This is a genomic window from Paenisporosarcina sp. OV554, from assembly GCF_003058165.1.
Taxonomy (GTDB): Bacteria; Bacillota; Bacilli; order Bacillales_A; family Planococcaceae; genus Paenisporosarcina.
Genome location: NZ_QBUC01000008.1, coordinates 14,708 through 35,618 on the forward strand (window position 1 = coordinate 14,708; position 20,911 = coordinate 35,618).

The 20,911-nt window shown below is 36.8% G+C and carries 23 protein-coding genes and 1 pseudogene; 7 read left to right on the forward strand and 17 right to left on the reverse strand.

Going from position 1 to position 20,911, the window contains the following annotated elements; translation table 11 throughout:
- Positions 1 to 71 precede the first annotated feature (71 nt).
- Positions 72 to 1,118 (forward strand): LLM class flavin-dependent oxidoreductase, encoded by a 1,047-nt coding sequence (locus tag C8K15_RS08860; protein ID WP_108586049.1) that lies wholly within the window; start codon positions 72 to 74, stop codon positions 1,116 to 1,118.
- 18 nt (positions 1,119 to 1,136) lie between these two features.
- Positions 1,137 to 2,105, forward strand: a complete 969-nt coding sequence (locus tag C8K15_RS08865) for an ATP-grasp domain-containing protein (RefSeq protein WP_108586050.1) — start codon at positions 1,137 to 1,139, stop codon at positions 2,103 to 2,105.
- 53 nt (positions 2,106 to 2,158) lie between these two features.
- Here the strand turns inward: C8K15_RS08865 and C8K15_RS21155 are convergent, their stop codons facing one another.
- The gene (locus tag C8K15_RS21155; protein WP_255421078.1) at positions 2,159 to 2,287 is read right to left on the reverse strand and encodes a hypothetical protein; all 129 of its coding nucleotides are present in this window, start codon (positions 2,285 to 2,287) and stop codon (positions 2,159 to 2,161) included.
- Between the two features lie 87 nt (positions 2,288 to 2,374).
- Between C8K15_RS21155 and C8K15_RS08870 the strand changes: the two genes are divergently transcribed.
- Complete coding sequence (locus C8K15_RS08870) at positions 2,375 to 3,037, forward strand: HAD family hydrolase (RefSeq protein WP_108586051.1); 663 nt, start codon at positions 2,375 to 2,377, stop codon at positions 3,035 to 3,037.
- Positions 3,038 to 3,204: 167 nt separating this feature from the next.
- Positions 3,205 to 3,423, forward strand: a complete 219-nt coding sequence (locus C8K15_RS08875; protein ID WP_108586052.1) for a hypothetical protein — start codon at positions 3,205 to 3,207, stop codon at positions 3,421 to 3,423.
- 77 nt (positions 3,424 to 3,500) lie between these two features.
- Here the strand turns inward: C8K15_RS08875 and C8K15_RS08880 are convergent, their stop codons facing one another.
- Both C8K15_RS08880 and C8K15_RS08885 read right to left on the reverse strand, forming a co-directional pair.
- On the reverse strand, positions 3,501 to 3,986 hold the full coding sequence (locus tag C8K15_RS08880; RefSeq protein WP_108586053.1) for a C40 family peptidase: 486 nt from the start codon (positions 3,984 to 3,986) through the stop codon (positions 3,501 to 3,503).
- Positions 3,987 to 4,174: 188 nt separating this feature from the next.
- Positions 4,175 to 4,576, reverse strand: a complete 402-nt coding sequence (locus C8K15_RS08885; protein ID WP_158268279.1) for a VanZ family protein — start codon at positions 4,574 to 4,576, stop codon at positions 4,175 to 4,177.
- Between the two features lie 235 nt (positions 4,577 to 4,811).
- Here C8K15_RS08885 and C8K15_RS08890 point away from each other — a divergent pair, with 235 nt between their 5' ends.
- The gene (locus C8K15_RS08890; protein ID WP_108586055.1) at positions 4,812 to 6,092 is read left to right on the forward strand and encodes a glucose-6-phosphate isomerase; all 1,281 of its coding nucleotides are present in this window, start codon (positions 4,812 to 4,814) and stop codon (positions 6,090 to 6,092) included.
- Positions 6,093 to 6,184: 92 nt separating this feature from the next.
- Here C8K15_RS08890 and C8K15_RS08895 read toward each other — a convergent pair whose 3' ends face one another.
- The 6 genes from C8K15_RS08895 to C8K15_RS21160 all read right to left on the reverse strand — a co-directional run bounded on the left by C8K15_RS08895 (position 6,185) and on the right by C8K15_RS21160 (position 9,993).
- A complete protein-coding gene (locus C8K15_RS08895; protein ID WP_108586056.1) occupies positions 6,185 to 7,270 on the reverse strand; it encodes an ABC transporter ATP-binding protein in 1,086 nt (361 codons plus the stop codon).
- A gap of 18 nt (positions 7,271 to 7,288) precedes the next feature.
- Positions 7,289 to 8,200: an ROK family protein gene (locus C8K15_RS08900; protein WP_108586057.1), complete on the reverse strand. Its 912-nt coding sequence runs from the start codon at positions 8,198 to 8,200 to the stop codon at positions 7,289 to 7,291.
- A gap of 379 nt (positions 8,201 to 8,579) precedes the next feature.
- Entirely contained in the window at positions 8,580 to 8,771 is a 192-nt protein-coding gene (locus C8K15_RS08905) for an aspartyl-phosphate phosphatase Spo0E family protein (protein WP_108586058.1), read from the reverse strand.
- A gap of 398 nt (positions 8,772 to 9,169) precedes the next feature.
- Entirely contained in the window at positions 9,170 to 9,370 is a 201-nt protein-coding gene (locus C8K15_RS08910) for an alpha/beta-type small acid-soluble spore protein (protein WP_108586059.1), read from the reverse strand.
- A 255-nt stretch (positions 9,371 to 9,625) separates the two neighbouring features.
- Entirely contained in the window at positions 9,626 to 9,790 is a 165-nt protein-coding gene (locus C8K15_RS20265) for a hypothetical protein (RefSeq protein ID WP_158268280.1), read from the reverse strand.
- A gap of 77 nt (positions 9,791 to 9,867) precedes the next feature.
- Positions 9,868 to 9,993 (reverse strand): hypothetical protein, encoded by a 126-nt coding sequence (locus C8K15_RS21160; protein ID WP_255421079.1) that lies wholly within the window; start codon positions 9,991 to 9,993, stop codon positions 9,868 to 9,870.
- Between the two features lie 83 nt (positions 9,994 to 10,076).
- Between C8K15_RS21160 and C8K15_RS08920 the strand changes: the two genes are divergently transcribed.
- Entirely contained in the window at positions 10,077 to 10,262 is a 186-nt protein-coding gene (locus tag C8K15_RS08920; protein ID WP_108586061.1) for a hypothetical protein, read from the forward strand.
- Between the two features lie 91 nt (positions 10,263 to 10,353).
- Here the strand turns inward: C8K15_RS08920 and C8K15_RS08925 are convergent.
- A pseudogene (locus C8K15_RS08925) lies at positions 10,354 to 10,588 on the reverse strand (diguanylate cyclase); the annotation flags it as partial.
- 31 nt (positions 10,589 to 10,619) lie between these two features.
- Positions 10,620 to 11,579: a bile acid:sodium symporter family protein gene (locus C8K15_RS08935; protein ID WP_108586064.1), complete on the reverse strand. Its 960-nt coding sequence runs from the start codon at positions 11,577 to 11,579 to the stop codon at positions 10,620 to 10,622.
- A 207-nt stretch (positions 11,580 to 11,786) separates the two neighbouring features.
- On the opposite strand from C8K15_RS08935, the gene C8K15_RS08940 reads away from it, so the two are divergent.
- A complete protein-coding gene (locus C8K15_RS08940) occupies positions 11,787 to 11,972 on the forward strand; it encodes an H-type small acid-soluble spore protein (RefSeq protein WP_108586065.1) in 186 nt (61 codons plus the stop codon).
- Between the two features lie 206 nt (positions 11,973 to 12,178).
- On the opposite strand, the gene C8K15_RS08945 is transcribed toward C8K15_RS08940, so the two are convergent.
- From C8K15_RS08945 to C8K15_RS08970, 6 genes are all read right to left on the reverse strand, one after another.
- Positions 12,179 to 12,493, reverse strand: a complete 315-nt coding sequence (locus C8K15_RS08945) for a hydrolase (protein WP_108586066.1) — start codon at positions 12,491 to 12,493, stop codon at positions 12,179 to 12,181.
- 157 nt (positions 12,494 to 12,650) lie between these two features.
- Positions 12,651 to 13,310 (reverse strand): hypothetical protein, encoded by a 660-nt coding sequence (locus C8K15_RS08950; protein WP_199224086.1) that lies wholly within the window; start codon positions 13,308 to 13,310, stop codon positions 12,651 to 12,653.
- Between the two features lie 692 nt (positions 13,311 to 14,002).
- Positions 14,003 to 14,506: a divergent PAP2 family protein gene (locus C8K15_RS08955; protein WP_108586067.1), complete on the reverse strand. Its 504-nt coding sequence runs from the start codon at positions 14,504 to 14,506 to the stop codon at positions 14,003 to 14,005.
- Positions 14,507 to 14,989: 483 nt separating this feature from the next.
- The gene (locus C8K15_RS08960; protein WP_233260423.1) at positions 14,990 to 15,805 is read right to left on the reverse strand and encodes an STAS domain-containing protein; all 816 of its coding nucleotides are present in this window, start codon (positions 15,803 to 15,805) and stop codon (positions 14,990 to 14,992) included.
- 296 nt (positions 15,806 to 16,101) lie between these two features.
- Positions 16,102 to 16,581, reverse strand: a complete 480-nt coding sequence (locus C8K15_RS08965) for a metal-dependent hydrolase (RefSeq protein WP_108586069.1) — start codon at positions 16,579 to 16,581, stop codon at positions 16,102 to 16,104.
- 185 nt (positions 16,582 to 16,766) lie between these two features.
- Positions 16,767 to 20,516 carry a DUF6359 domain-containing protein gene (locus C8K15_RS08970; protein WP_108586070.1) on the reverse strand — a complete coding sequence of 1,250 codons (3,750 nt, stop codon included), beginning with the start codon at positions 20,514 to 20,516 and terminating at the stop codon, positions 16,767 to 16,769.
- Positions 20,517 to 20,911 lie beyond the last annotated feature (395 nt).

The window sequence follows — 20,911 nt, forward strand, 5'->3', positions numbered from 1 at the left end:
GGATTAATTAATATAATGAATTTCATTATTCTATTAATTTCACTTTTCTTCAAAAAGGAGTTGTACACATTATGCGCTATGGATTTTGGTTACCTATTTTCGGAGGTTGGTTGCGCAACGTGGATGATGAAAACATGCCCCCTACCTTCGATTACGCAAAGCAAGTGATACAAGCAGGCGAAAAATTAGGCTTTGATACTACCCTTATTGCTGAACTTTACTTAAACGATATAAAAGGACCAGAATCCGACTCATTGGAAGCTTGGTCAACAGCAGCCGCGCTAGCTGCAGTCACTGAAAAAATCGAAATTATGGTAGCTGTTAGACCAGGTTTCCATAACCCCGCCGTCACTGCTAAAATGGCGGCCAATATCGATCACATAAGCAATGGACGTTTCACTTTAAATGTCGTATCAGCTTGGTGGGAAGAAGAAGCCAAACAATACGGTGGTATCTTTACTGAACATGACGCGCGTTATGATCGTACCGAAGAATTTATCGATGTGCTCAAAGGATTGTGGACAGAAGAGGTCTTTTCATACAAAGGGTCATTTTATAATATTGAAAATGCACACCTACATCCAAAGCCCGTTCAACAACCGAACCCAATTCTTTACGCAGGTGGCGAAAGTCCTCGAGGAAAAGAAACGATAATTGCTGGCTGTGATGCTTACGTTATGCACGGTGGAACTGTCGAAGAAATCACTACTAAAATCAATGACATGAAATCCTTACGCAAGCAAGCTGGAAAAGATCCGTTCCAATCTTTTGGAATGGCTGCATATATCATTTGTAGGGACACAGAAGAACAAGTTCAACTTGAGTTGCAACGAATTACTGATACGAAAGAATCAAGCGCATATGCTGGATATAATGACTTCGTCAACAAATCGCAACTTGAACAACAAGTGAAACTTTACGACTACTCAGTTTCGAATCGTGGATTAAGACCCAACCTGATCGGCACACCAGAACAAATTGCCAATCAAATTATTGCTTACGAACAAGCAGGTCTTGATCTCTTATTGCTACAATTCTCACCGCAACTTGAAGAAATGGAACAGTTTGCAAAAAAAGTAATGCCACTCGTTGAAAGCAAAAGAGCTCAACTAATCTGACCATCGGAGGACAAAGTTATGACTAAAGTATATGTACTTCATGAAAATAGCGAATGGACTGTCCATTTAACAAAACGTCTTGAAGAACTACAAGTACCTTACGAAGAATGGCATCTCGATCAAGGGATTGTTAATTTAACAGAGGCTCCACCTGAAGGAATTTTCTACAATCGAATGAGTGCCTCTTCACATACGAGAAATCATCGCTACGCTCCTGAACTTACTTCTGCCGTCTTAGCGTGGCTTGAGCACCATAACCGCACCGTTTTCAACGGCAGCAACGCCTTAAGACTCGAGCTAAGCAAAGTACTTCAGTACACTGCATTAGAAGCTTCAGGAATCAAAACGCCGAAAACTATTGCAGCTGTGGGTAAAGAAAATATTGTGAAAGCAGCTCAAGAGCTAGGAGAAAGCTCGTTTATCACCAAGCATAACCGTGCTGGTAAAGGACTTGGGGTTCAATTATTTCACTCAATCGAAGGGTTACGCGCCTATATAGATGGACCAACTTTCGAAGAACCTGTTGACGGTATCACTTTAATCCAACAATATATTAAGGCACCTGAACCTTACATTACTCGATGTGAATTTATAAACGGCAAATTCCAATACGCAGTAAAAGTCGACACATCTGAAGGTTTCGAACTGTGTCCAGCAGACACGTGTCAAATTGACGATATGTTCTGCCCGGTTGGCGAAACTCAACCCGAAACAAGGTTAACTCAACCGAAATTCCAAATTATTGAGAACTTTAATGACCCAATTATTGAAAAATACGAGAACTTCCTTAAACAAAGTGAAATCAAAGTTGCCGGCATAGAATTCATCCGTAACACAAATGGTGACATTTACACATACGACGTCAACACAAACACCAACTACAACGCTGATGCCGAAAAAGAAGCCGGTCGCTACAACATGCTTCAACTTGCAAAAATGCTTAAAGCAGAACTCGAAAAGAAGTACTTCAAAGTCGAATCTGTTTAAACTAGAGAAGAGCGGCCGTGTTTGAAAACGGTCGCTCTTTTCATTATGTTACCTTATTTTACAATTACCGCTAAACTCGCTATTTTTACAACTAAATCTTCATTTTTTACTACTAAATGTACCAAAATTACAACTAAACTAAAATTCACACCAAATCTATCAATAACATCCTTATTTAACATGTCCAAATCATATTTGTGGGCTTCCCCTTCGTTACCATCCACAAATTCGTGATAAACTAGAAACATTAGAACAGGAGTGATCATTTAATGCGTGTAGCTATTTTCGATTTTGACGGGACACTGTACCCCCAAGAAACATTTAAACTGATGATGAATTATATGAAAAAACATCCTATTCACTCTTCAAAATATCAACCTTTTTACCGAGCACTAATGAAACCATATCTTGCGTATAAATTAAAACTATATCCTGAGAACAAAATGAAAGCGAAATCGATGCAACTCTATTTAAATGCATTAAAAGATATGCCTCAACAAGAAATTGAAAATTATTTTAAAGATATGTCTAAAGAAATGCACAATGAACTTAACTTTAAAGTCGTTGATCGTTTGAAAAAGCACCTAAAAGAAGGCGATCATGTCCTGTTAGTTTCAGGTGCCTTCACTCAAATGTTGCACGAAGTAACACGGGACCTTGCTATACATGAAGTAATTGGCACACAAATTCCAATAAAAAACGGCACTGTTGATACGGACAACGCCATTTATCACATTCAAGGTGAACGCAAAAACGAAAAGATAGAACAAGCACTTCAAGGCTTCGACATCGACTGGGAAAACAGCTCTGCCTATGGTGACAGCATCTCAGATATCACAGTTCTGGAACTAGTCGGAAACCCAGTAGCCGTCCGACCTGAATCAAGACTACAAGCAATTGCGGAAGAACGGAAATGGGAAATCCTGTGGTAAACAACTGAATCGGTTCTATCCAGATGTAATGCATTGAGCTGGAGCTATACTATCAGCCCCTTTTTTCTGTCTTAAGGCTTTCCCCAATGGCGGTAGTTGTTCACTCAATATCCACTCTTCACTAAAGCTACATATGGTAAACTTAAATAAAAAAGGATGTATCCCTTATGAAACGCTTTGTCTTAATCATTCCAATCATGATAATCGTTGCATTCCTAGCAATGTGGCTTATTGAGAAAAAATATGCAGAAGTACCTTTTGATTCACGTATCCTCATTTCAATAGGAGGCTCTATCTTCTCCGGTATCATTGCCTACTTCCTACTCAGACATGATGTTCACCAAGTAGATCCAAAACCAATTGGATCAAACAAAAAGAAGCGCTGACTACTCGCGCTTCTTTTTAATTAAGATCACAAAAACGCCTGATCGCAATTTTGCGATCAGGCGTTTTTTAAATCATATTATTTTGATGCAACTTTTGCAACGCGTTTTGCACCGATATATTTTGAACCCCAATAGTATGGATCATTAATCTTAGCTACTGAAACACCTTTACTTGATGAAGAATGTACAAACTTTCCTTTACCGATGTAAATTCCAGCGTGAGAAACACCTTTACCTGAAGTATTGAAAAATACTACATCACCAGCTTTTAGGTTTTTCTTAGAAACTTTTTTTCCAGTTGAATACATTGCTTTAGTCGTTCTTGGCAATTTCACTCCAACTTTTTTATATACATAACCAACAAATCCTGAGCAATCAAAGCCTTTTGTTGTCGTTCCGCCATAAACATAATTTGTACCCATTACTTTTTTTGCAGCTGATATTACTTGCGTAGATTTAATTCCACTAGCTGCATCCGCATGATTTGCGAAAGGTGCAATAAATAAAAATAATGCAATTGTACACATTGAAATGACTTTAAACAACTGAGACTGTAATTTCATAAATTTGAATCCTCCGTTTGGCCAATGGCTATAATTTACTGATAAATTAACTATTATCATCATAACATCGACAAAACCTTTTATGGTTTACAGTTATGTAACAAACTCGTTACATTTGATTACATTTTAAATATTTCATGTAACATTTTATAACTTCTTAAAATATCTTCGTATATTATAAAAACTGTCTAGACGAGATCCTTCTTTAAAGTTGCTTTAGTATACAAATAATGACACATGAAATACCCAAAAATCATTCCGATTGTATCTACTCCAACGTCATAAAACCTTCCATTTCGATGAAAATAGAGCTGAAGAATTTCAGTTAACAATGCAAACATTAAACATAAAACGAATGTACCCTTATAATTTTCAATCCAATTGAATAGGAAAAAGAATAGCAATGCAAAACCTGCAAAATGTCCTATCTTCTGAAACAAAAAAAACGTACTATTTAATTGAAAATCACTAATAATGAATAATTGACTAATATTTGGTGCACTTTGAAACTCGAAATTCACATATTGATTATAAATAAAAAGCTGTGGATCTGACGTACAACTTCCCACCAGGATAATAACAGCCCACATTACTGTAAGTATTCGAAAAAACAAATCCAACATCCTCTCATTTCCATACACTCATTCTCTCATGTAAGAGTATTCTTTGAAAACAATATACCTAAAATTGAATAAACAAGCATCTATTATTCTTCCAAAGATGCAATTTTGGTAGTGCTAAGCCTACCCATATCCCTTCAACCATAAAATGTTAAGATGGTATTAGCAATAAGTAATATAATCGATCAAACAAAAGGAGAATTCTATGACTATTGAATTAACGTATTCTGGTGAATATCAAGAATTAGTGTCACCAGAACTTGAAGCGAAATTAAACGTTATTCATGACAACCTTCAAAATAAAACAGGTGTTGGCTCAGAATTTTTAGGATGGCATGATTGGACAAGCCGTATGAGCGAGACTTTTCTTCAAAACATTCAAGAAACGGCTGACCGTATTCGTAAAAATTCTGATGTCTTAGTCGTTATCGGAATTGGTGGTTCTTATTTAGGGTCAAAAGCGGTTATTGAAGGATTGACTCCGTATTTCCATACTAATCCTGATACGGAAGTGCTTTATGCAGGTCATCAGGTTAGTGGTGAATACTTAGCGAAACTCATGAAATATTTAGATGACAAAGAGGTTACTCTAAATGTCATTTCGAAATCTGGTACAACCACTGAACCGGCTCTTGCGTTTCGATTCCTTCAAAAATATATGGAAGATCGTTACGGTGAAGATGCTGTTTCAAGAATCATTGTTACTACAGATGCTGAAAAAGGTTCGTTACTAAGTTTATCTAGAGAAAAAGGATACCAACGATTTGAAGTACCAGCTGACATTGGTGGACGCTATTCTGTATTAACAGCTGTTGGCTTGCTTCCAATTGCTGTAGCTGGCTATTCTATTCACGATTTAGTAAATGGTGCAAGGGATGCTGAAAAAGACTTCCAACAATTCGACATACACTCAAACACAGCCATTCAATATGCTGTCATTCGAAATCATTTATACAATCAAAATTACTCCATAGAAATATTAGCAACATTCGAACCAAAACTTTCTTACTTGCAAGAATGGTGGAAACAATTGTTTGGAGAAAGTGAAGGAAAAGATCAAAAAGGCCTCTTCCCTGCATCGGTTTCATTCTCTACCGATCTGCATTCACTTGGTCAGTACATTCAAGATGGACAACGCATCCTATTCGAATCTTTCCTTATTATAGAAGAAAAAGCGAATGATCTTTCTGTTTTCACAGCAGAAAACAATGGTGATGAGTTGAATTATTTAAGTGGCTTATCATTGAATGAGTTCAACTTAGCTTGCTATGAAGCGACTTCAAGTGCTCACTTATCTGGTGAAGTACCACAAATTGGTCTTACCATTAAAGAACTTAATGAAACCAACATTGGCTACTTGCTTTATTTCTATATGGTATCTTGTGCATACAGCGCGTATCTATTAGAAATTAACCCATTTGATCAACCAGGTGTGGAAGACTATAAAACAAATATCTTTAAAATCCTTAAAAAACCAGGATATTAATTACTAGCATTCCTATATTAGATGCAAAAAAAGCGGCTTACACATAATTGTGTGTGAGCCGCTTTTTCATGATTAGGGATAGGAAACTTCTCCTATTTAATACGTAGTTCACTTTCTTTATCAAAGAAGTGACCTCTTGCTACATCAAATGACAAATCAATTGCTTCTCCAGGTTGAACTGGGTTACTTGAATCGATTCGTGCAATAAATTCTTGACCTTCAATATTTGAGTAGACCATTAATTCAGCACCAGTAAGCTCAGAAACTTCTACTTTCAAACGTAGAGTTTGGCTTCCTATTGGAGCTTCGCTTGTAATATGTTCAGGACGAATTCCTAAGATTAATTCTTTGCCTTCGTATCCTTGCTCTTTTAAGTATGTAGCGTGGTTAGGAGTAATCGCAATTGATGTACCATCTATAACAAATTGTCCATTAACCATTTTACCGTTAAAGAAGTTCATAGAAGGAGATCCGATAAATCCACCAACAAACACATTATCAGGTGTATCGTATACTTCTTTTGGTGTACCAATTTGTTGAACAAGTCCGTCTTTCATAACAACGATTCGAGAAGCCATTGTCATTGCTTCTGTTTGGTCATGTGTTACATAAATTGTTGTCGTTTTTAAACGTAAGTGTAATTTGGCAATTTCAGCACGCATTTGCACACGTAACTTGGAATCAAGATTAGATAAAGGTTCATCCATTAAGAACAGTTTCGCATCACGTACAATCGCACGACCTAATGCCACACGTTGACGTTGTCCGCCTGATAGCGCTTTCGGTTTACGGTCTAAATAATTTTCTAAACCTAAAATTTCTGCTGCATTTTTAACGCGTTTATCAATATCATCTTTTGAGAACTTACGTAACTTTAAGCCAAACGCCATATTTTCATAAACTGACATATGTGGGTATAAGGCATAGTTTTGAAATACCATCGCAATATCGCGATCTTTTGGTGCTACATCATTCATTCTTTTGCCATCGATATAGAAATTTCCAGAAGAAATATCTTCAAGACCTGCAATCATGCGTAATGTTGTCGACTTACCACAACCTGATGGACCAACAAAGACAATAAACTCTTGATCTGTTACTTCTAAATCAAAATTCGAAACTGCTGAAACATTATTATCATATACTTTAGTAATATTTTCTAAAACTAGATTTGCCAATCCATCCACAACCTTTGCTTATTTTTTAGATACGATTTCTTTTTCATCTGATAACACTAGTAGGGCTGCACCTAACATTCCCGCTTCATTGCCAAATTTCGCTCTTTTCACTTCTAATGGTTTTAATAACAATGGTTCTAGTGCATTCATTAACAGATCCCACCAGCTATCAGCTGAATCTGAAACTCCTCCACCGATAACCACGCAATCCATATCTAGTACTGCTTGCAGTGAACTAATTACGATAGCTAAATCACTCGTGAATTTTTGTGTAACCGCTTGCGCAACCGTATGTCCTTCTAGAGCAAGTTGGAATAAATGATTCGGTGAGACTAATTGGTTGTTTTCATCGACAATACTTTGTTCTGCGATGATTCTTCTTAATGCAGTTCCTGAAACGTATTGTTCGCTACATCCTGGTCTACCACAACTACATACATGACCGCCTGGATATAAAATCGTGTGCCCTACTTCACAGGCACCACCATGTGTGCCATTCATGATTATTCCGTCCTCAACGAATCCACCACCAAGGCCTGTTCCTAAAGTTAAACAAAGTGTGCGTCGGAAGCCTTTTGCTGCTCCTAACATGGATTCTGCAAGACTTGCACAATTTGCATCGTTATTCACTTCTACTCGTAAACCACTAGCTTTTTCTAATAATGTTTTCACTTCTGTTCCTTGCCAACCAGGCAACGTTTCAGTTTCAAAAGTAATGACGCCTTTTTCTGCGTCTACCATTCCTCTTGTACCAATTCCAATTGCTTGTACCTCAGGATGATCTTTTAATATTTGAAGTATCTTCATTTCTAAATAAGGATATAAAGGGACTTCAGTTGGTACTATAAGGTCTTCTAATACTTGACCATCAGAGCCTACAATTCCCATGCGTACTTTTGTTCCACCTATATCAACGCCAAGAACTTTCATTAAGGCTTAACCTCCATATGCGAAAATCTAGTAATATTTTAAACTATCTCTTAATCATACATGATTTTACTGATACGTCTATAATTGATTTTTCAGCAAATTCAATTTATCTTCATTTTGTTTCGACATTCTGATGTTTCTAAAATGAATAAAATGGCTAGGGTACTTACTTTAACAATAAGTACTATATAAGTTTTTTTAGTACATATAATAAGAATAACATAACTTCTACTGGTAAAAAATCCTTTTTGTTTACGCTTACAATCTCGATTTTCACATATAGTTAAACTCCCTTCGCCAGGTTCAATTCAAAAATTCAAAAAATCCAGTAGCGATAATCGCTACTGGATTTTCTTAGTATTATTATATAACTGACTTCTTAGCTCACCTTAGAATAATGATTCTCTGCCATTTGCAGATCTTGATATTTGTTTAGTAAGATATCAAGCTCTTGACTACATAGTATTACACTGGAATGGGTCCTACCCAATTTCATTGCTCTATTGTACATTATTTTTTGTTTCAATTTAATATGTCCTAATAAAATTACTTTCTTATCTAAACTTCTCATCTATCTTCCATCCTCCATACATTTATATTTAAAAACTAGTTTTTAGATCGACTGATAATATTGCACAAGGAACATCATAAATGATTGGTCTTGTAAAAAATTGTCGCTTTGTGTAAATATGAACATTGTTCATTAATTTGTAACATTTATAAAATAATATGAATAAATTTGTTGCTTTCCTTGCAATTTTATTTAACGTAATTTTCGCATTCCGAAACTTCTTTTTGCCAGTCTTGCAATTTTTTTATGTAAACAAGGATCGTTAGCGTCATTTCACACTTGGCAAGTAATCTAAAGTTGAAGAACTATATTACTGAAAACAATTCTAAATAGGTACTTTTCACGAATTTTGCCCATAACAAAATTAAAGCCGACAGTATGAACTGCCGGCATTTTTATTATGAATTTCCTTTTAATTGGTTTTGGGCTTGTGCTACTAAACGCTTAGTAATTTCTCCGCCAACGGAACCGTTAGCACGCGCTGTAGCATTTTCACCTAGTTGTACTCCGAATTCTTGTGCGATTTCATACTTCATTTGATCCAAAGCTTGTTTTGCACCAGGTACTGATAATTTATTGCTTGAATTGTTGTTTGCCATTTTGCTCACCTCCTTGGTACTAATAGAATGGTCGATTTTCAGAAAATCATGCAAGCTGAAAAAATTTTTTCGTACTTTCAAAATTTTCATTATTATTAACATGCTCAAATCCAATAAAAAAATTAGTAATCGAAAAATTTTGAACACATTTAAAAACCCTTCCAGCAATAAAGTTAGAAGGGCATAAATGATGTTTAATTAGTACTTTATATTCTTCTCTTTCTGACAACGATTTCACCTGTAACAACTTTTTCTTTAATGACTTTTACACGTTCTTTCGGTAATTGGAACACGAATCAACTCTTCATCATTTGTTTCAATTGGAGGTGTATGACTATCAAAATAAATATGTTCTACATATATTTCTTCTTTAGTAACCGTTTGAGCACCATCATATGAGAAGTCTGTATGCCCTTGCAATTGCTGATTTTGGTTATGGTTTACATCTTCATCATACAGACCTCTTGTATTCTCATGCGTAGTGAATCCTTGTTGATTTAATGGATGCGAGGCGTTTTTGATTCTTTATTTAGCGCACTTTCATTATACTGCATCGATTGCTCTTCATTAGATTTCCACTCATTTTCTAAACCATATGTCTCGCTTTCAAATAGAAATCCCATATTTTACAGGTACAAACATGGTTCTTAAGGAATCCTATCAATAATATTATGGAAGAATAGGCACAGATTATAAGGAGGTACATATGGAAGAAGAAAACATTCATTTAGTGTCAGCTCTTCACGACATCAAGCAAGAGTTGAATCGTATAGCTGAATCATTGTATATACTAGCCAATAGGCCGCCTGATCAAGCCCAAAGTTTTCATGGAATAGAAGAGAAATTAAGAAAAATAGGCTCTTATGTTGAAGATTTATCATTGAGAAAATGATTGATCCTTAAGAAGTATAATTAACTTCATCATTCCTTATTCAAAAAACCACTAGATACAAAAGTCTAGTGGTTTTTGCGATTTATAATGATTACTTGACTGAAACGCAATTTTTTCCTGCTTTTTTGGATTGGTAAAGAACTTCGTCAGCTTTTGAAAACATTTTTTTTAAATTGTCTTTGTTTTCATATGTAGTAACTCCGATACTTCCAGTAATTCGTACATGAGTCAATATTCATACGAATTCGTTCAGCAAAGACTCGTGCATATTCTTTGTTTGTATTGGGAAGAACAATCATAATCTCTTCTCCACCCATTCGGGCAACAAGTTCTTTTTTATAACCAAGCTATATCACGTTATATACTTTCAATATCTTTTTCTTTTAGGTAGTAAATTTTAATTGCAAATCCATATATCGATGCTAATACCTGTTGAAAAAGCATTCCCAGGACAACTGGAACTGCAACAGCTGCTGGAAAATAAGATACCGCCAAAACAGCACCAGCACTGATATTTCTCATGCCTCCAGTAAACATCATCGCAGTGACTGTCTCTTTGTCTTGCTTGAACAGCTTTCCTGTCAAAAATGTGAATAAATATCCACTAAACGCGACCAAGAACACGATAATTGCTATCCCAACTAATTTTAAATTAATGTCCAATAAATACGGTGCAACAACTGCTCCATTCAACATAACCACAAAACTCATAGCTATTTTTGCAAAGGGTGATAAACGTGCGCTAAGCCTGCCAGCGACCCCTTCTTTTAAGAATTGGTTTAAAGTCATCCCTACAATTGAGGGAATCACAATCATCAGAAATAGTCCTTGCGTGATACCGACTATATCCATTTCAATATTTCCACCAACTAGAAATGACATCGTCATAGGCACAATAAATGGCGACAACATCGTATCAATTAAGATGATGGATAAGGTCAAAGCAATATTCCCTTTATAAATGGAAACCCATACAAAACTGGTTATGCCTGTAGGAATAGCCATCGCTAGTACTAAGCCTGTAATTGTGTAGGTATCTCCACTAAATACAGCATGACCGACGCCAAGTGCCCACAGTGGCATTACAATATGTAAAATAATAAGGACCAAAAAAAGCGGTAAAGGATTCAACACAGCTTGCTTCATTGAAACAAAATTTGAATTCAAGCTCCCTGAAAACGTCATAAAAGCAAAAATCCATGGTATTAAATAAGAAAAATCCTTTATATATACGGACAACAACACCCCAATTACCACAGACGTTGGAATCATTAAGGGCATGAATTTTTCCAGTAACTTGTTGATTTTATATAACATGCAGTGTTTCACTCCAATGATGGTTAAGATATCTCCTCTCATTATAGACTCAATCTGTCTTAATCGTCCCTAAAGAGTCTGTTTGTATGGAAATAGGTGTTCTTAATCAAATAATTTTTTCAAATCATTTACATGATTACGTGTTTCAAAACCAAACTAACACGAACAATAATAATTAAATAAGTACGATCACAAGGAGGAAATATTATGGATATCAATCGTGTAAAGCAAATTGTGGGTTCATCAAACGAAGTAGATGTTACGTATAACGGTGTTTCTGTTTGGATTGATCAAATCCACGAAAACGGCAAAATGGCGACCGTCCATTTAAGACATTCCCTAGAAGAGCGATCTGAAGTGGATATTGCGGAGTTAAAGGAAGAAGTTCATTAATAAGGCATAGGAATGATTTATTTAAGAATTGCTTCTCTCATTAAGAAAATATTCGAGGTTGTAGGATAGCGGCGAAAGTATCCAAGTCGCAAGATTGGGGTGTGACGCAGTCACGTCCCATATATTTATGTGATTTTCAAAGCTTCCCGAAAACCATTTTTCCAACAAAAAAAGCGACTAAAATTAATTAGTCGCTTTCTTCATTACTATCTAAAATCACGAATCTCTTTAGGGTCATCCGATTTACGATCTGTTAAAATTCCCATCTCATCAATGTGGTGCCTTGCAGCATCATCGCCTAAGTGATAAATAATCGCATATAGCACTTTTTGCGCAGCATCATAATGATCATTTTCAGGATCTTTATGGTACTCACGAAATGGAATATGTGCTCGAACATAAGTTTCTAGGTCTGCTTTATGCTTGTCATCAAAAACCGACTGCAAAACATGAACTTCCTGCTCAGTTAAGATGCTTTCAGCAGCTATATCAACATAATAAGTCTTTTTATCCTGTATCATCTCTTCATCTCCTCTTAGTCTTTACTACTCACTACCCCTGGTTGCATAATTAAAACATGAAACACTGGCGCAATCCGCTTTTGCATACGAGAGAAGAGACTTTCCTTGTCACAGAAAAAGCGGCTGAAGATGAAATTTCAGCCTCCATAAACTCCTATTAAATTGATTTGATTCTCACGACTAACTGAGACACTCTTTGCTTCGTTTTCGTGCTTGCAGAACTGAATTTTCTCAATGGGTTCTTGCGTCTCCCTTTCGATAGTAAATACATCCATATAATAAACGTAGTTCCACAAGTTAGATAGCTGACGAAGACCATCGTGGATTTTAAAGTCATCCAATAGCCATTTCTAAAATTAACATCTATCAGATTCCTACCCGAATAAGCTTCAATAACAAGTGGACCAAATGTAATAACTAATAAAAAAGCACCCACAATCGTCACGATTAAACTCCACATTTTATAAGGTTTATACCACCCTACCCCAAGCATCAACCCTGCCAACCCAAAAGTTAGCCAGCCTATATCCCGAAAATAGGTAAGAAAATCGGTCATAACAAATGACATGATCAAGATGCCCAATATCGTCAGAACAGTTACCGACATAATAGCAGTTAATCCAAATATCTCATAAATCGTTCCAATTATACTTTCTCGCTCTCTGGATTCAAGCTCCTTTTCCCTCTTAACCTTTTTCTCTTTTCTTTTATCTAGAAAATCGTTCACTATCTTCATACGTTCCGAAAGTTTCAGTCCATTTACAAGATTTTTAAAATTCCTTTCAACTTGTGGAAATCTATACCTCCCCAAATTCATTTCATCCCCTCCAAATTTTTACACTGATATTATCATTTTACGATTCAAGGTACCTGTTTTATACCTAGCTAAAGGAATGATTTGTAAATACTGGTGAAATAAAAGGGAATTAATATGAAAATTCTCCACAAGTTCTGATGGTAATGACCGCTTTTCACTTTTCATAATTCAGGCACTCTGGATATGATGTTTTCAGACGTGATGCGTAATTTTTCAGACGGTTTTTAGGGTATTGGTTTACTTGGAAATTCTTTGACTGCTGCTGCCGGTAGGACTGGCAGCCTTTTTGTTAGATGGCTTTCTGGATATGATGTTTTCAGACGTGATGTGTAATTTTTCAGACGTCCTGCCCTTTTTTTCAGACGTCAGCTCTCTTTTTTCAGACGTGAAGCTAAATAAGTCAGACTGAGCATTGGCTCACTCTTTAAAACAGTACTCGCTCACAGAAAAACCCGATAAGCGCTAGCGATCGGGGGTATTCCGTTCTTAGGAAATTCTTGAATACTGCTGCCGGTAGGACTGGCAGCCTTTTTGTTAGATGGCTTTCTGGATATGACGTTTTCAGACGTGAACCGTAATTTTTCAGACGTGAAGCCCAAAAATCCAGACTGAGCGTTGGCACACCAAATTCCACACAAAAAAATCCAGCAGCACTGTAAGCTAACTGGATTTATTAATAATGAAATTCCTACCTAATCCATATACCGAGAGGTTCTCACTACACGTCGCTCATCATTTTCAATCTTAGCGGAGATAAGTCCAAGTAAACCACCTAAAATAGCTCCACCAAGCACTTCAATCGGTTGATGACCGAGAAGTTCTTTTAATTCTTTTTCACTTTCTACATATTCAAAGCTTGGGAAATCTCCTGACATCGCTACAATGCTGTCTTCCAAATTATTGACCAGCTGCGCGATTTCTCCCGTATGTCGTCTTATTCCTTGTGCATCATACATCACAATTACACCAAAAACAGCTGCCAAAGCAGTCTCCGTATGACGCGTTCCTTTATTAGCTGCTACGTATGTTGCCAGTGCCGTTACACCAGCCGAATGGGAACTCGGCATCCCGCCTGTCGTGAAAGCCTGCTTCCAATCCCATTTTCCTGTCATCTTCTTATGAGTCAATATTTTCAACCCTTGCGCTATCCCAATGGCCGAAAATGCTGTAACCATTCCACGATTCATAGTCTTCATCTACTTCGCCCTCCACTCTACTAATCGATTAACATCAAGTGCAAACCGTACTTCTATTCCTTTTCAATACCCCAACTACATCTTTATATGCGAAATTAAATAAAAATAATCAAAATCGTATACTACATCTTTCTAGTTTCAGACACATCCACATCATTTATACTTGTTCGTTGGAACAAAAACCTTTTTCCTGGGAACAAAAGAATTTATACTTTTCATAAAAAAAGAAGCGGCTGAAGATACAATTTCAGCTACTTCTTGCATACTTAGCTCATACTAGAAGACACAAAACTATTCATGTTTTAACTTTAAAGCCTTCAATCCACTTATAATCAAATTGTCCGTTTGTAATGACATATTGATCGTGATCTGCAAGTACTATATCTCTCTCTAAAAGCGAAGGCAAGGTAATTCGTTCATCTTTATATTCAGATTGAAAAGATATTTTTTCTTTATAACTCCAACCTCCCTGACTTTTACCTCTTAAATCATTTCTTTTTCCTGAAGAGTTTTAATAGCCTGTTTTAAAGATCCAAAAGTTGGAATGTCTTTAAAATCAATCCCTAGTTGGACAGCAGTTTGTGCTACTACTGGACTGATGCCAGAAAGAGTTGCGACAATTCCCACGAGGCGCAACGAAGCAATGACCTTAAAAATCTGGTTAGCCACATGTGTATCCATTACAGGAACCCCTGATAAATCAATGATTAATGACTGTATCCCTAATTTTAGACTTTGTGTTAACGTACTATCCAAAATACAATTTGCTCTAATCGAATCGATATCTCCGATCAATGGCAACACCCCTACTTGATTAGAAAGAGGGATAATCGGCGCACTCAAATCCCTGATGACAGCTTGTTGAGAAACTAAACGCGTTGTTAATATGTTCATATAAACTCTTGAGAAACTTTCAAAAATAAAATCAAACGTCATGTTAATGGTACTTTCCCATTGAAACCATTGCTTGATTGTCACATGCACTGACGAAGTTTCCATAAACATTTCGATATACTGCCAATATACCCTCCGAAAATTTCTAAGTTGCTCCGTAACTTCACTTAAGGACGTATCGGAATTAGCACGATCCGTTGCAGTTTGACTCGTCCAAGCAAGCACACTCTTTCTCATTTCTTCTTCAGATTGCAAAAGTGAATCTGCAATCACTCTTACGTATGTAATGTTCTGTTTTTTAATTCTCTCGACAATTTCAGTGGATGCATCCACTGAATAATGCGATCCTTTTTTTGGTAATCTTAAATCCATCCAGCTATCTGTCAAATCGATAGAATTCGTCATTAAATAATTATATAAAGCCTGCGTGTTCTCTTTCATTTATTCACCCAGTTCTATTTCATTTTTCCCTACTATTTACAGAAAATTATATCACATTATTTTACAATACAATATATCACGCTTTTTTTTTGATGGATTTAGCTCTATGAGCGGATTCTTGTCGACTACGCGCGAATCTCTGTCGTCTATGCGCGTTTCAAAGGGAATGCCGTGTAAGAACATAAAAAAACTCCAACAATTGAATCAACTGCTGGAGTTTTTTTATGTTCTTATTAACAATGCTTTTATTTGCGTCTTTATTATAAATAGTACCCAAACGCTTCGTAACCAAAATACACTGAAAGTAGTGAAAGAACGGCCAATACCATAGACTCTACCGCTCCCCCAGTTCTTGTTGTCAGAGGGAATCGTACTCTAATCTTCAATGGAAAGAGCAATTTAATGCCGTTTCTCGTTGCCATATCTAAAACTAGATGGCTAGCAATCCCTACTAAAATTCCCGCAGTTACCGATTCAATTGTCACAAATGAATTCATAAGAATCGCCATTAACACTAAAAATAGCAAACTATGTGTAAATGACCGATGTCCAAATAGCACATTTATTACTTTAGAAACAACTGGAAATGCTCGGCCAACCTTACTGCCACCGTGGCAGATATCTGGAATCACTGCGCCGATAACGCCTGCCCCCACTAAAAGTACTGGATTATAATTCGTAACTTGTGCAAACGCAAGACTTGCTGCCAAACCGCCAATGATGTGTGTTTTCCCTGTCATGCTGCTAACTCCCTTTTCTATGTTATCAAGGCACTGCCCCTATTACTTTACACCATTTTAGGATGGGACTAAATAGAACTTTTCAACTCAATTGAAGATACAATTCCAGCCTCTTCTAGCATTCTTATGGCACCTAAAAAAAGACTCTGGAAAAATCCAGAGTCTTTACTACACACTTTTTTGATTTACTTATTCTTGATATTTTTAAACTTCCACTTCTTCGATTTATTGTCGTAGTAAGCGCCTTCGACCGAAGTCTTTTTGCCTTTTGAAACAATAATGAAGTAGTCATTGAAGCCATCTGTGATTTCATTGTCTTGTGCATCAATGAATGACATATCTTTTAGTTTTAAATCATCTTTAATTTTGCTTTGATTTTTCTCTTTCAACAAACCTTTTGGTACTTGATATTCCAAGTTGAGCGTGAATTCGCCACTTGCCGCAAGGACTTCAAAGTTTTCAGAAGTGATGGTGAATGAACCTGTTGCAAGATCGATACTTACATTTTTATCTGCATCATTGATTTTATTGACTGCAGCTTCTGTGAAACGAATTCCAATATGTCCCGCTTCATGTTCAACTACTCCGTCTATTTTGATAACAGATGTAGAGGTGTCAATTTCATCCTCAGTAACTACGACTCCTCCATCTTCAGTTGCAAAGACGTTAACGAGGATTGTCACTGAGTTGTCTCCATATTGTGCAGTAATTGTTGTTGATCCTTCTGCTTTTGCAGTGATGACACCTTGCTCAACTGAAATGATGTTCGTATCGAACCCACTATATATAGCTTCAGCTGCTACATCTTTGATAGTTGTTGTACCATCATATTTTGTTGCTGTTTCAGTTAATTTGAATTGTGCCGTTTGGCCAGATTCTAATTCAAAGTTAGTTTTGTTAGAAGCTAGTGTATACGTATCTTCTTTGTGTACGTCTACTTGAATTAATACAGGATCATGGTCAGATGCACGTCCATGAATATCCATATAATTAGCATTAATATGGATCATGTCAACTAATGTTTTAGCTGCTAAGTTATTTGTAACTAAAACATGGTCAAGAACCTGATTATTTCCTTGATAGTAATAAGAAAAACGTTCACCAGCTGGTACTTTTTCGATCATATTTGTTAAGATGCCGCCTTTAAGTGCTGTAAGCGTTGGTGTGAATTCGAAATCATTCATGTCACCAGCTACGATTACTTTTAAGTTCGGATCTTGTTCTTGTCCTTTTTGTATAAAGTTGTTAATCATTGTTGCAAGTTCAATCCGTTCTGCTTCAGAACCTAAAAATGGAGGTTGATTTTTTCCGAATAACGGTTGGTCTCCACCTTTTGAGTTTAAGTGAGCGCCAATCACGACTACTTTTTCACCTTGGAACTCAAATTGAGCTGCTAATGGTTTACGTGTGTTTTGTTGTGGCAAGTCAAGAATACGTCCAGGATTTTTAGAAAGTTCTCCATCTACCCAAGTTACCGCTTCCGTTGTCCCGCCTTTTGTTCCTTCTGCAAGTGTGACACGTTCAGGATTGTATAGGTAACCTACGCGGATGTTACCACCTGGTGCTCCACCATCTTGATTGTATTCAGGGGCGATGTCAGTCCACTCGTAAGTTGGACCTCCTTCAGCGACGATTGCTGCTATCAGGCGCTCATAACTTGCAGAAGCATCTGTGTTACCAGAAGCAGTTTCACCATCATTATCCTGAACTTCTACTAGTGTAATAATGTCAGGAGATTTCATGTTCACAACAAATGATTTCGCGATTTTCACGACTTTCTCATCAGGTGTGTTCGCTATGTTAGTAGAGAAGTTTTCTACGTTATAAGAAGCAACGTTTAGTTTGTCTTCTACTGGTTCAATATCAGTTACTAGATTTGGTTTTTCAACACGTGTGATTGTAGGTAAATCTACTTCTTCTGTCCAAAGTTTGAAGTTACCGAAACCGAAGCCCATAACTCCAACTATATCACCTGTGTAGAAGTCGCCAGATTTAGCATCGTAATTTCGATTATCGATTTTCACGAAAATACGCTCTGGATTGTAATCATTTGCCGAGATAGTGATTCCGCCTAGTACGTTGAATCCGTTGTTTGTTGAGTTTTCTGCAACAACTGCGATTTCACCGTTCAATTGAGGACCAATAACTTTTGCATTTGGAACTGCTAGACGCATTAATTCAACAGATTCCCAGAAATCAATACCGTCTTCAGCCGGATCAAATGAAGTCAATCCGTCGTTTTCGATGTTTTCAGTAACTGGGAAGATATCTGTACCAATAACCAATGGTGCAGGAAGTTCATGTGTACCGTTTGCAACTGATGTCGTCGCACGAATACGTGTAACTGGTAAGTCATTTGTTTTCATATCTGAGTAACCTTCGTAATACCATTCTTCGACAGTTCCTTCAACAGTTACTAAGTCACCGACTTTTAAACCATTCGAAGCTTTGTTTACGATAATTGCTTCGGACGTTGTGTTGTCCTTATCCGGGTTAACATCTTGGATAACGAAGTTTGCTGAGTTATAAAGATGTGTTACCACACCAGTGATATCTTTTACATTAGCACCTTGGTAATCTGAATAGTGACCTTCGCCTTGAATGTCACGAATTACTAGGTTGTCCACTTTCAAGACGTTATAAGTAAATGAGAAAACTTCAGAAGTCGTATCACTTATAGCAACAGCTTTAATTGTTGTGTCTTTTGCTAATGTAATTGGAGTTGTGTATTTTGTACTTGCCGCAGTAGGCGTTGATCCGTCTACGGTATAGTAGATAGCCGCACCATCAATTGGTGTCAATAACGAAATTTCTGTGCCTTCAGATACTGTTCCTGGGAAAATATCTGTGTAGACAGCAGGCTTGTTCACTAAGTCAAAGCTTTCTAAGCCTAGTGTTTTAACTTGATACGTTGTGTTGAATTTAGAAGCGATTCCTGATACATGGACAAGATCGCCAATCTTGTAGCGTTTAGAAAATTCGTCATAAGCTAAGCCATTACGGTTATCGTTACGGATAACAACCGATTCCCCATTTTCATGTGTAGCTGTGAATTCGAACGTTCCAAAGTCGTTTACTTTTGTAAGATTAGTGATTGTTACATTGTTTAATTGAATTTGTTCACTTTGAGTCTCTTCATTTACGCCAGCAGGTGTGATTTCTTGTACTGCCGGTAGTGGGTTGTTTGAAGAAATTTTCGTAATTTTTGGTTGTTCCATTTGAAGTTCACCGCTATAGACGGTTACTTTCCCTTCAAGTTCAACGATGTCACCTGGTGTAACGTCCGCTGAAGATGAGAAAATGTAAAGACCTGCCGTATTATCTTGGATATAAAATGCATTTCCACCCCAGAATCCTGTGCCTGTAGTGACAGTGCCTTTTACTTTGATTAATTTATCCGATCCTACTTCTGCACGTGCACCAGCAAGGTCAGCCTTTACTTCTGGATCAGGACCTGGAGGAGGTTCTTCTCCGCCGTCAATAAAGTTCATAGATGTAATTGGCGCTTTAAGACCTGCATGATTTCCAAAATATTTTTCAAGTGAAGCTGAAATTACAACTTTTTTGCCAAGATTACTTGGATTTAATTTCAATCCAAATTCTGCTCTTAATGAAGTTGGAGTAGCTGGCAATTGTACATAAATCATTTTTGATATATCTGTTTCACCTGGAGTAGCTGCAATTGCGTAATTCGTATCACTTTCAGCAGGATTTATTACGCTGGTTTCACTTTTAACAAAACCAACTATATATCCTTCTACAGTTACATTTTTCTTAGAATCTACTACAAATTGTGCAATTGCTTCATCGACTTTTAGTGCTGTTTCTGCTGCAGATGCAGTTGGTGCTGTGATATATGGTACAACCATCGAGATTACTAGTAAGAAAGCTAATGCGATCTTACTGAAAGCATGCTTCAATATGTCTTTCGTCATCCATTTCACTCCTCAATATGAAAATTTTATGCTACTTTATGATTATATCAAAACATTGTAAGGGTTTTCATAAGAATTTGTAAAATTCTTTTTGTTTTTGTAAAGGTAGCTAAGAAGTCTGTCTTCATTGTTAAGTAATATATAAAGGACTGTAAATATTACTTCTTTTAATAGGCGGTAGTAGCCGAAATAGCATCTACGGCTACTTGGTTAGTTAAAGTTAGTGTCGATTCTGTAGTAAACCAAAATCAAGGAACAATTTCCCCGAAGGTTGTAGGGGAGCTACGAAAGCACACGAGCCGCAAGATTACCTGTACTAGTAATGGGAGATGTGAAGAAGTCACATCCCCCTCTTACTCATTCGTTAGGTAAAGGTGCAGCTTTGTGTCTTCCAA

Coding starts and splice junctions, on each gene's coding strand:
- C8K15_RS08955 (WP_108586067.1), bottom strand. CDS start 14,506: ATGAAGACTATGAATCGTGGAATGGTTACAGCATTTTCGGCCATTGGG.
- C8K15_RS08905 (WP_108586058.1), bottom strand. CDS start 8,771: ATGAGAAGTTTAGATAAGAAAGTAATTTTATTAGGACATATTAAATTG.
- C8K15_RS08880 (WP_108586053.1), bottom strand. CDS start 3,986: ATGAAATTACAGTCTCAGTTGTTTAAAGTCATTTCAATGTGTACAATT.
- C8K15_RS08860 (WP_108586049.1), top strand. CDS start 72: ATGCGCTATGGATTTTGGTTACCTATTTTCGGAGGTTGGTTGCGCAAC.
- C8K15_RS08945 (WP_108586066.1), bottom strand. CDS start 12,493: ATGATACAGGATAAAAAGACTTATTATGTTGATATAGCTGCTGAAAGC.
- C8K15_RS08935 (WP_108586064.1), bottom strand. CDS start 11,579: ATGTTATATAAAATCAACAAGTTACTGGAAAAATTCATGCCCTTAATG.
- C8K15_RS08890 (WP_108586055.1), top strand. CDS start 4,812: ATGACTATTGAATTAACGTATTCTGGTGAATATCAAGAATTAGTGTCA.
- C8K15_RS08920 (WP_108586061.1), top strand. CDS start 10,077: ATGGAAGAAGAAAACATTCATTTAGTGTCAGCTCTTCACGACATCAAG.
- C8K15_RS21155 (WP_255421078.1), bottom strand. CDS start 2,287: ATGTTAAATAAGGATGTTATTGATAGATTTGGTGTGAATTTTAGTTTA.
- C8K15_RS08870 (WP_108586051.1), top strand. CDS start 2,375: ATGCGTGTAGCTATTTTCGATTTTGACGGGACACTGTACCCCCAAGAA.
- C8K15_RS08900 (WP_108586057.1), bottom strand. CDS start 8,200: ATGAAAGTTCTTGGCGTTGATATAGGTGGAACAAAAGTACGCATGGGA.
- C8K15_RS08950 (WP_199224086.1), bottom strand. CDS start 13,310: ATGAATTTGGGGAGGTATAGATTTCCACAAGTTGAAAGGAATTTTAAA.
- C8K15_RS21160 (WP_255421079.1), bottom strand. CDS start 9,993: ATGGGATTTCTATTTGAAAGCGAGACATATGGTTTAGAAAATGAGTGG.
- C8K15_RS08885 (WP_158268279.1), bottom strand. CDS start 4,576: ATGTGGGCTGTTATTATCCTGGTGGGAAGTTGTACGTCAGATCCACAG.
- C8K15_RS08910 (WP_108586059.1), bottom strand. CDS start 9,370: ATGGCAAACAACAATTCAAGCAATAAATTATCAGTACCTGGTGCAAAA.
- C8K15_RS08865 (WP_108586050.1), top strand. CDS start 1,137: ATGACTAAAGTATATGTACTTCATGAAAATAGCGAATGGACTGTCCAT.
- C8K15_RS08960 (WP_233260423.1), bottom strand. CDS start 15,805: ATGACGAATTCTATCGATTTGACAGATAGCTGGATGGATTTAAGATTA.
- C8K15_RS08965 (WP_108586069.1), bottom strand. CDS start 16,581: ATGACAGGGAAAACACACATCATTGGCGGTTTGGCAGCAAGTCTTGCG.
- C8K15_RS08875 (WP_108586052.1), top strand. CDS start 3,205: ATGAAACGCTTTGTCTTAATCATTCCAATCATGATAATCGTTGCATTC.
- C8K15_RS08970 (WP_108586070.1), bottom strand. CDS start 20,516: ATGACGAAAGACATATTGAAGCATGCTTTCAGTAAGATCGCATTAGCT.
- C8K15_RS08940 (WP_108586065.1), top strand. CDS start 11,787: ATGGATATCAATCGTGTAAAGCAAATTGTGGGTTCATCAAACGAAGTA.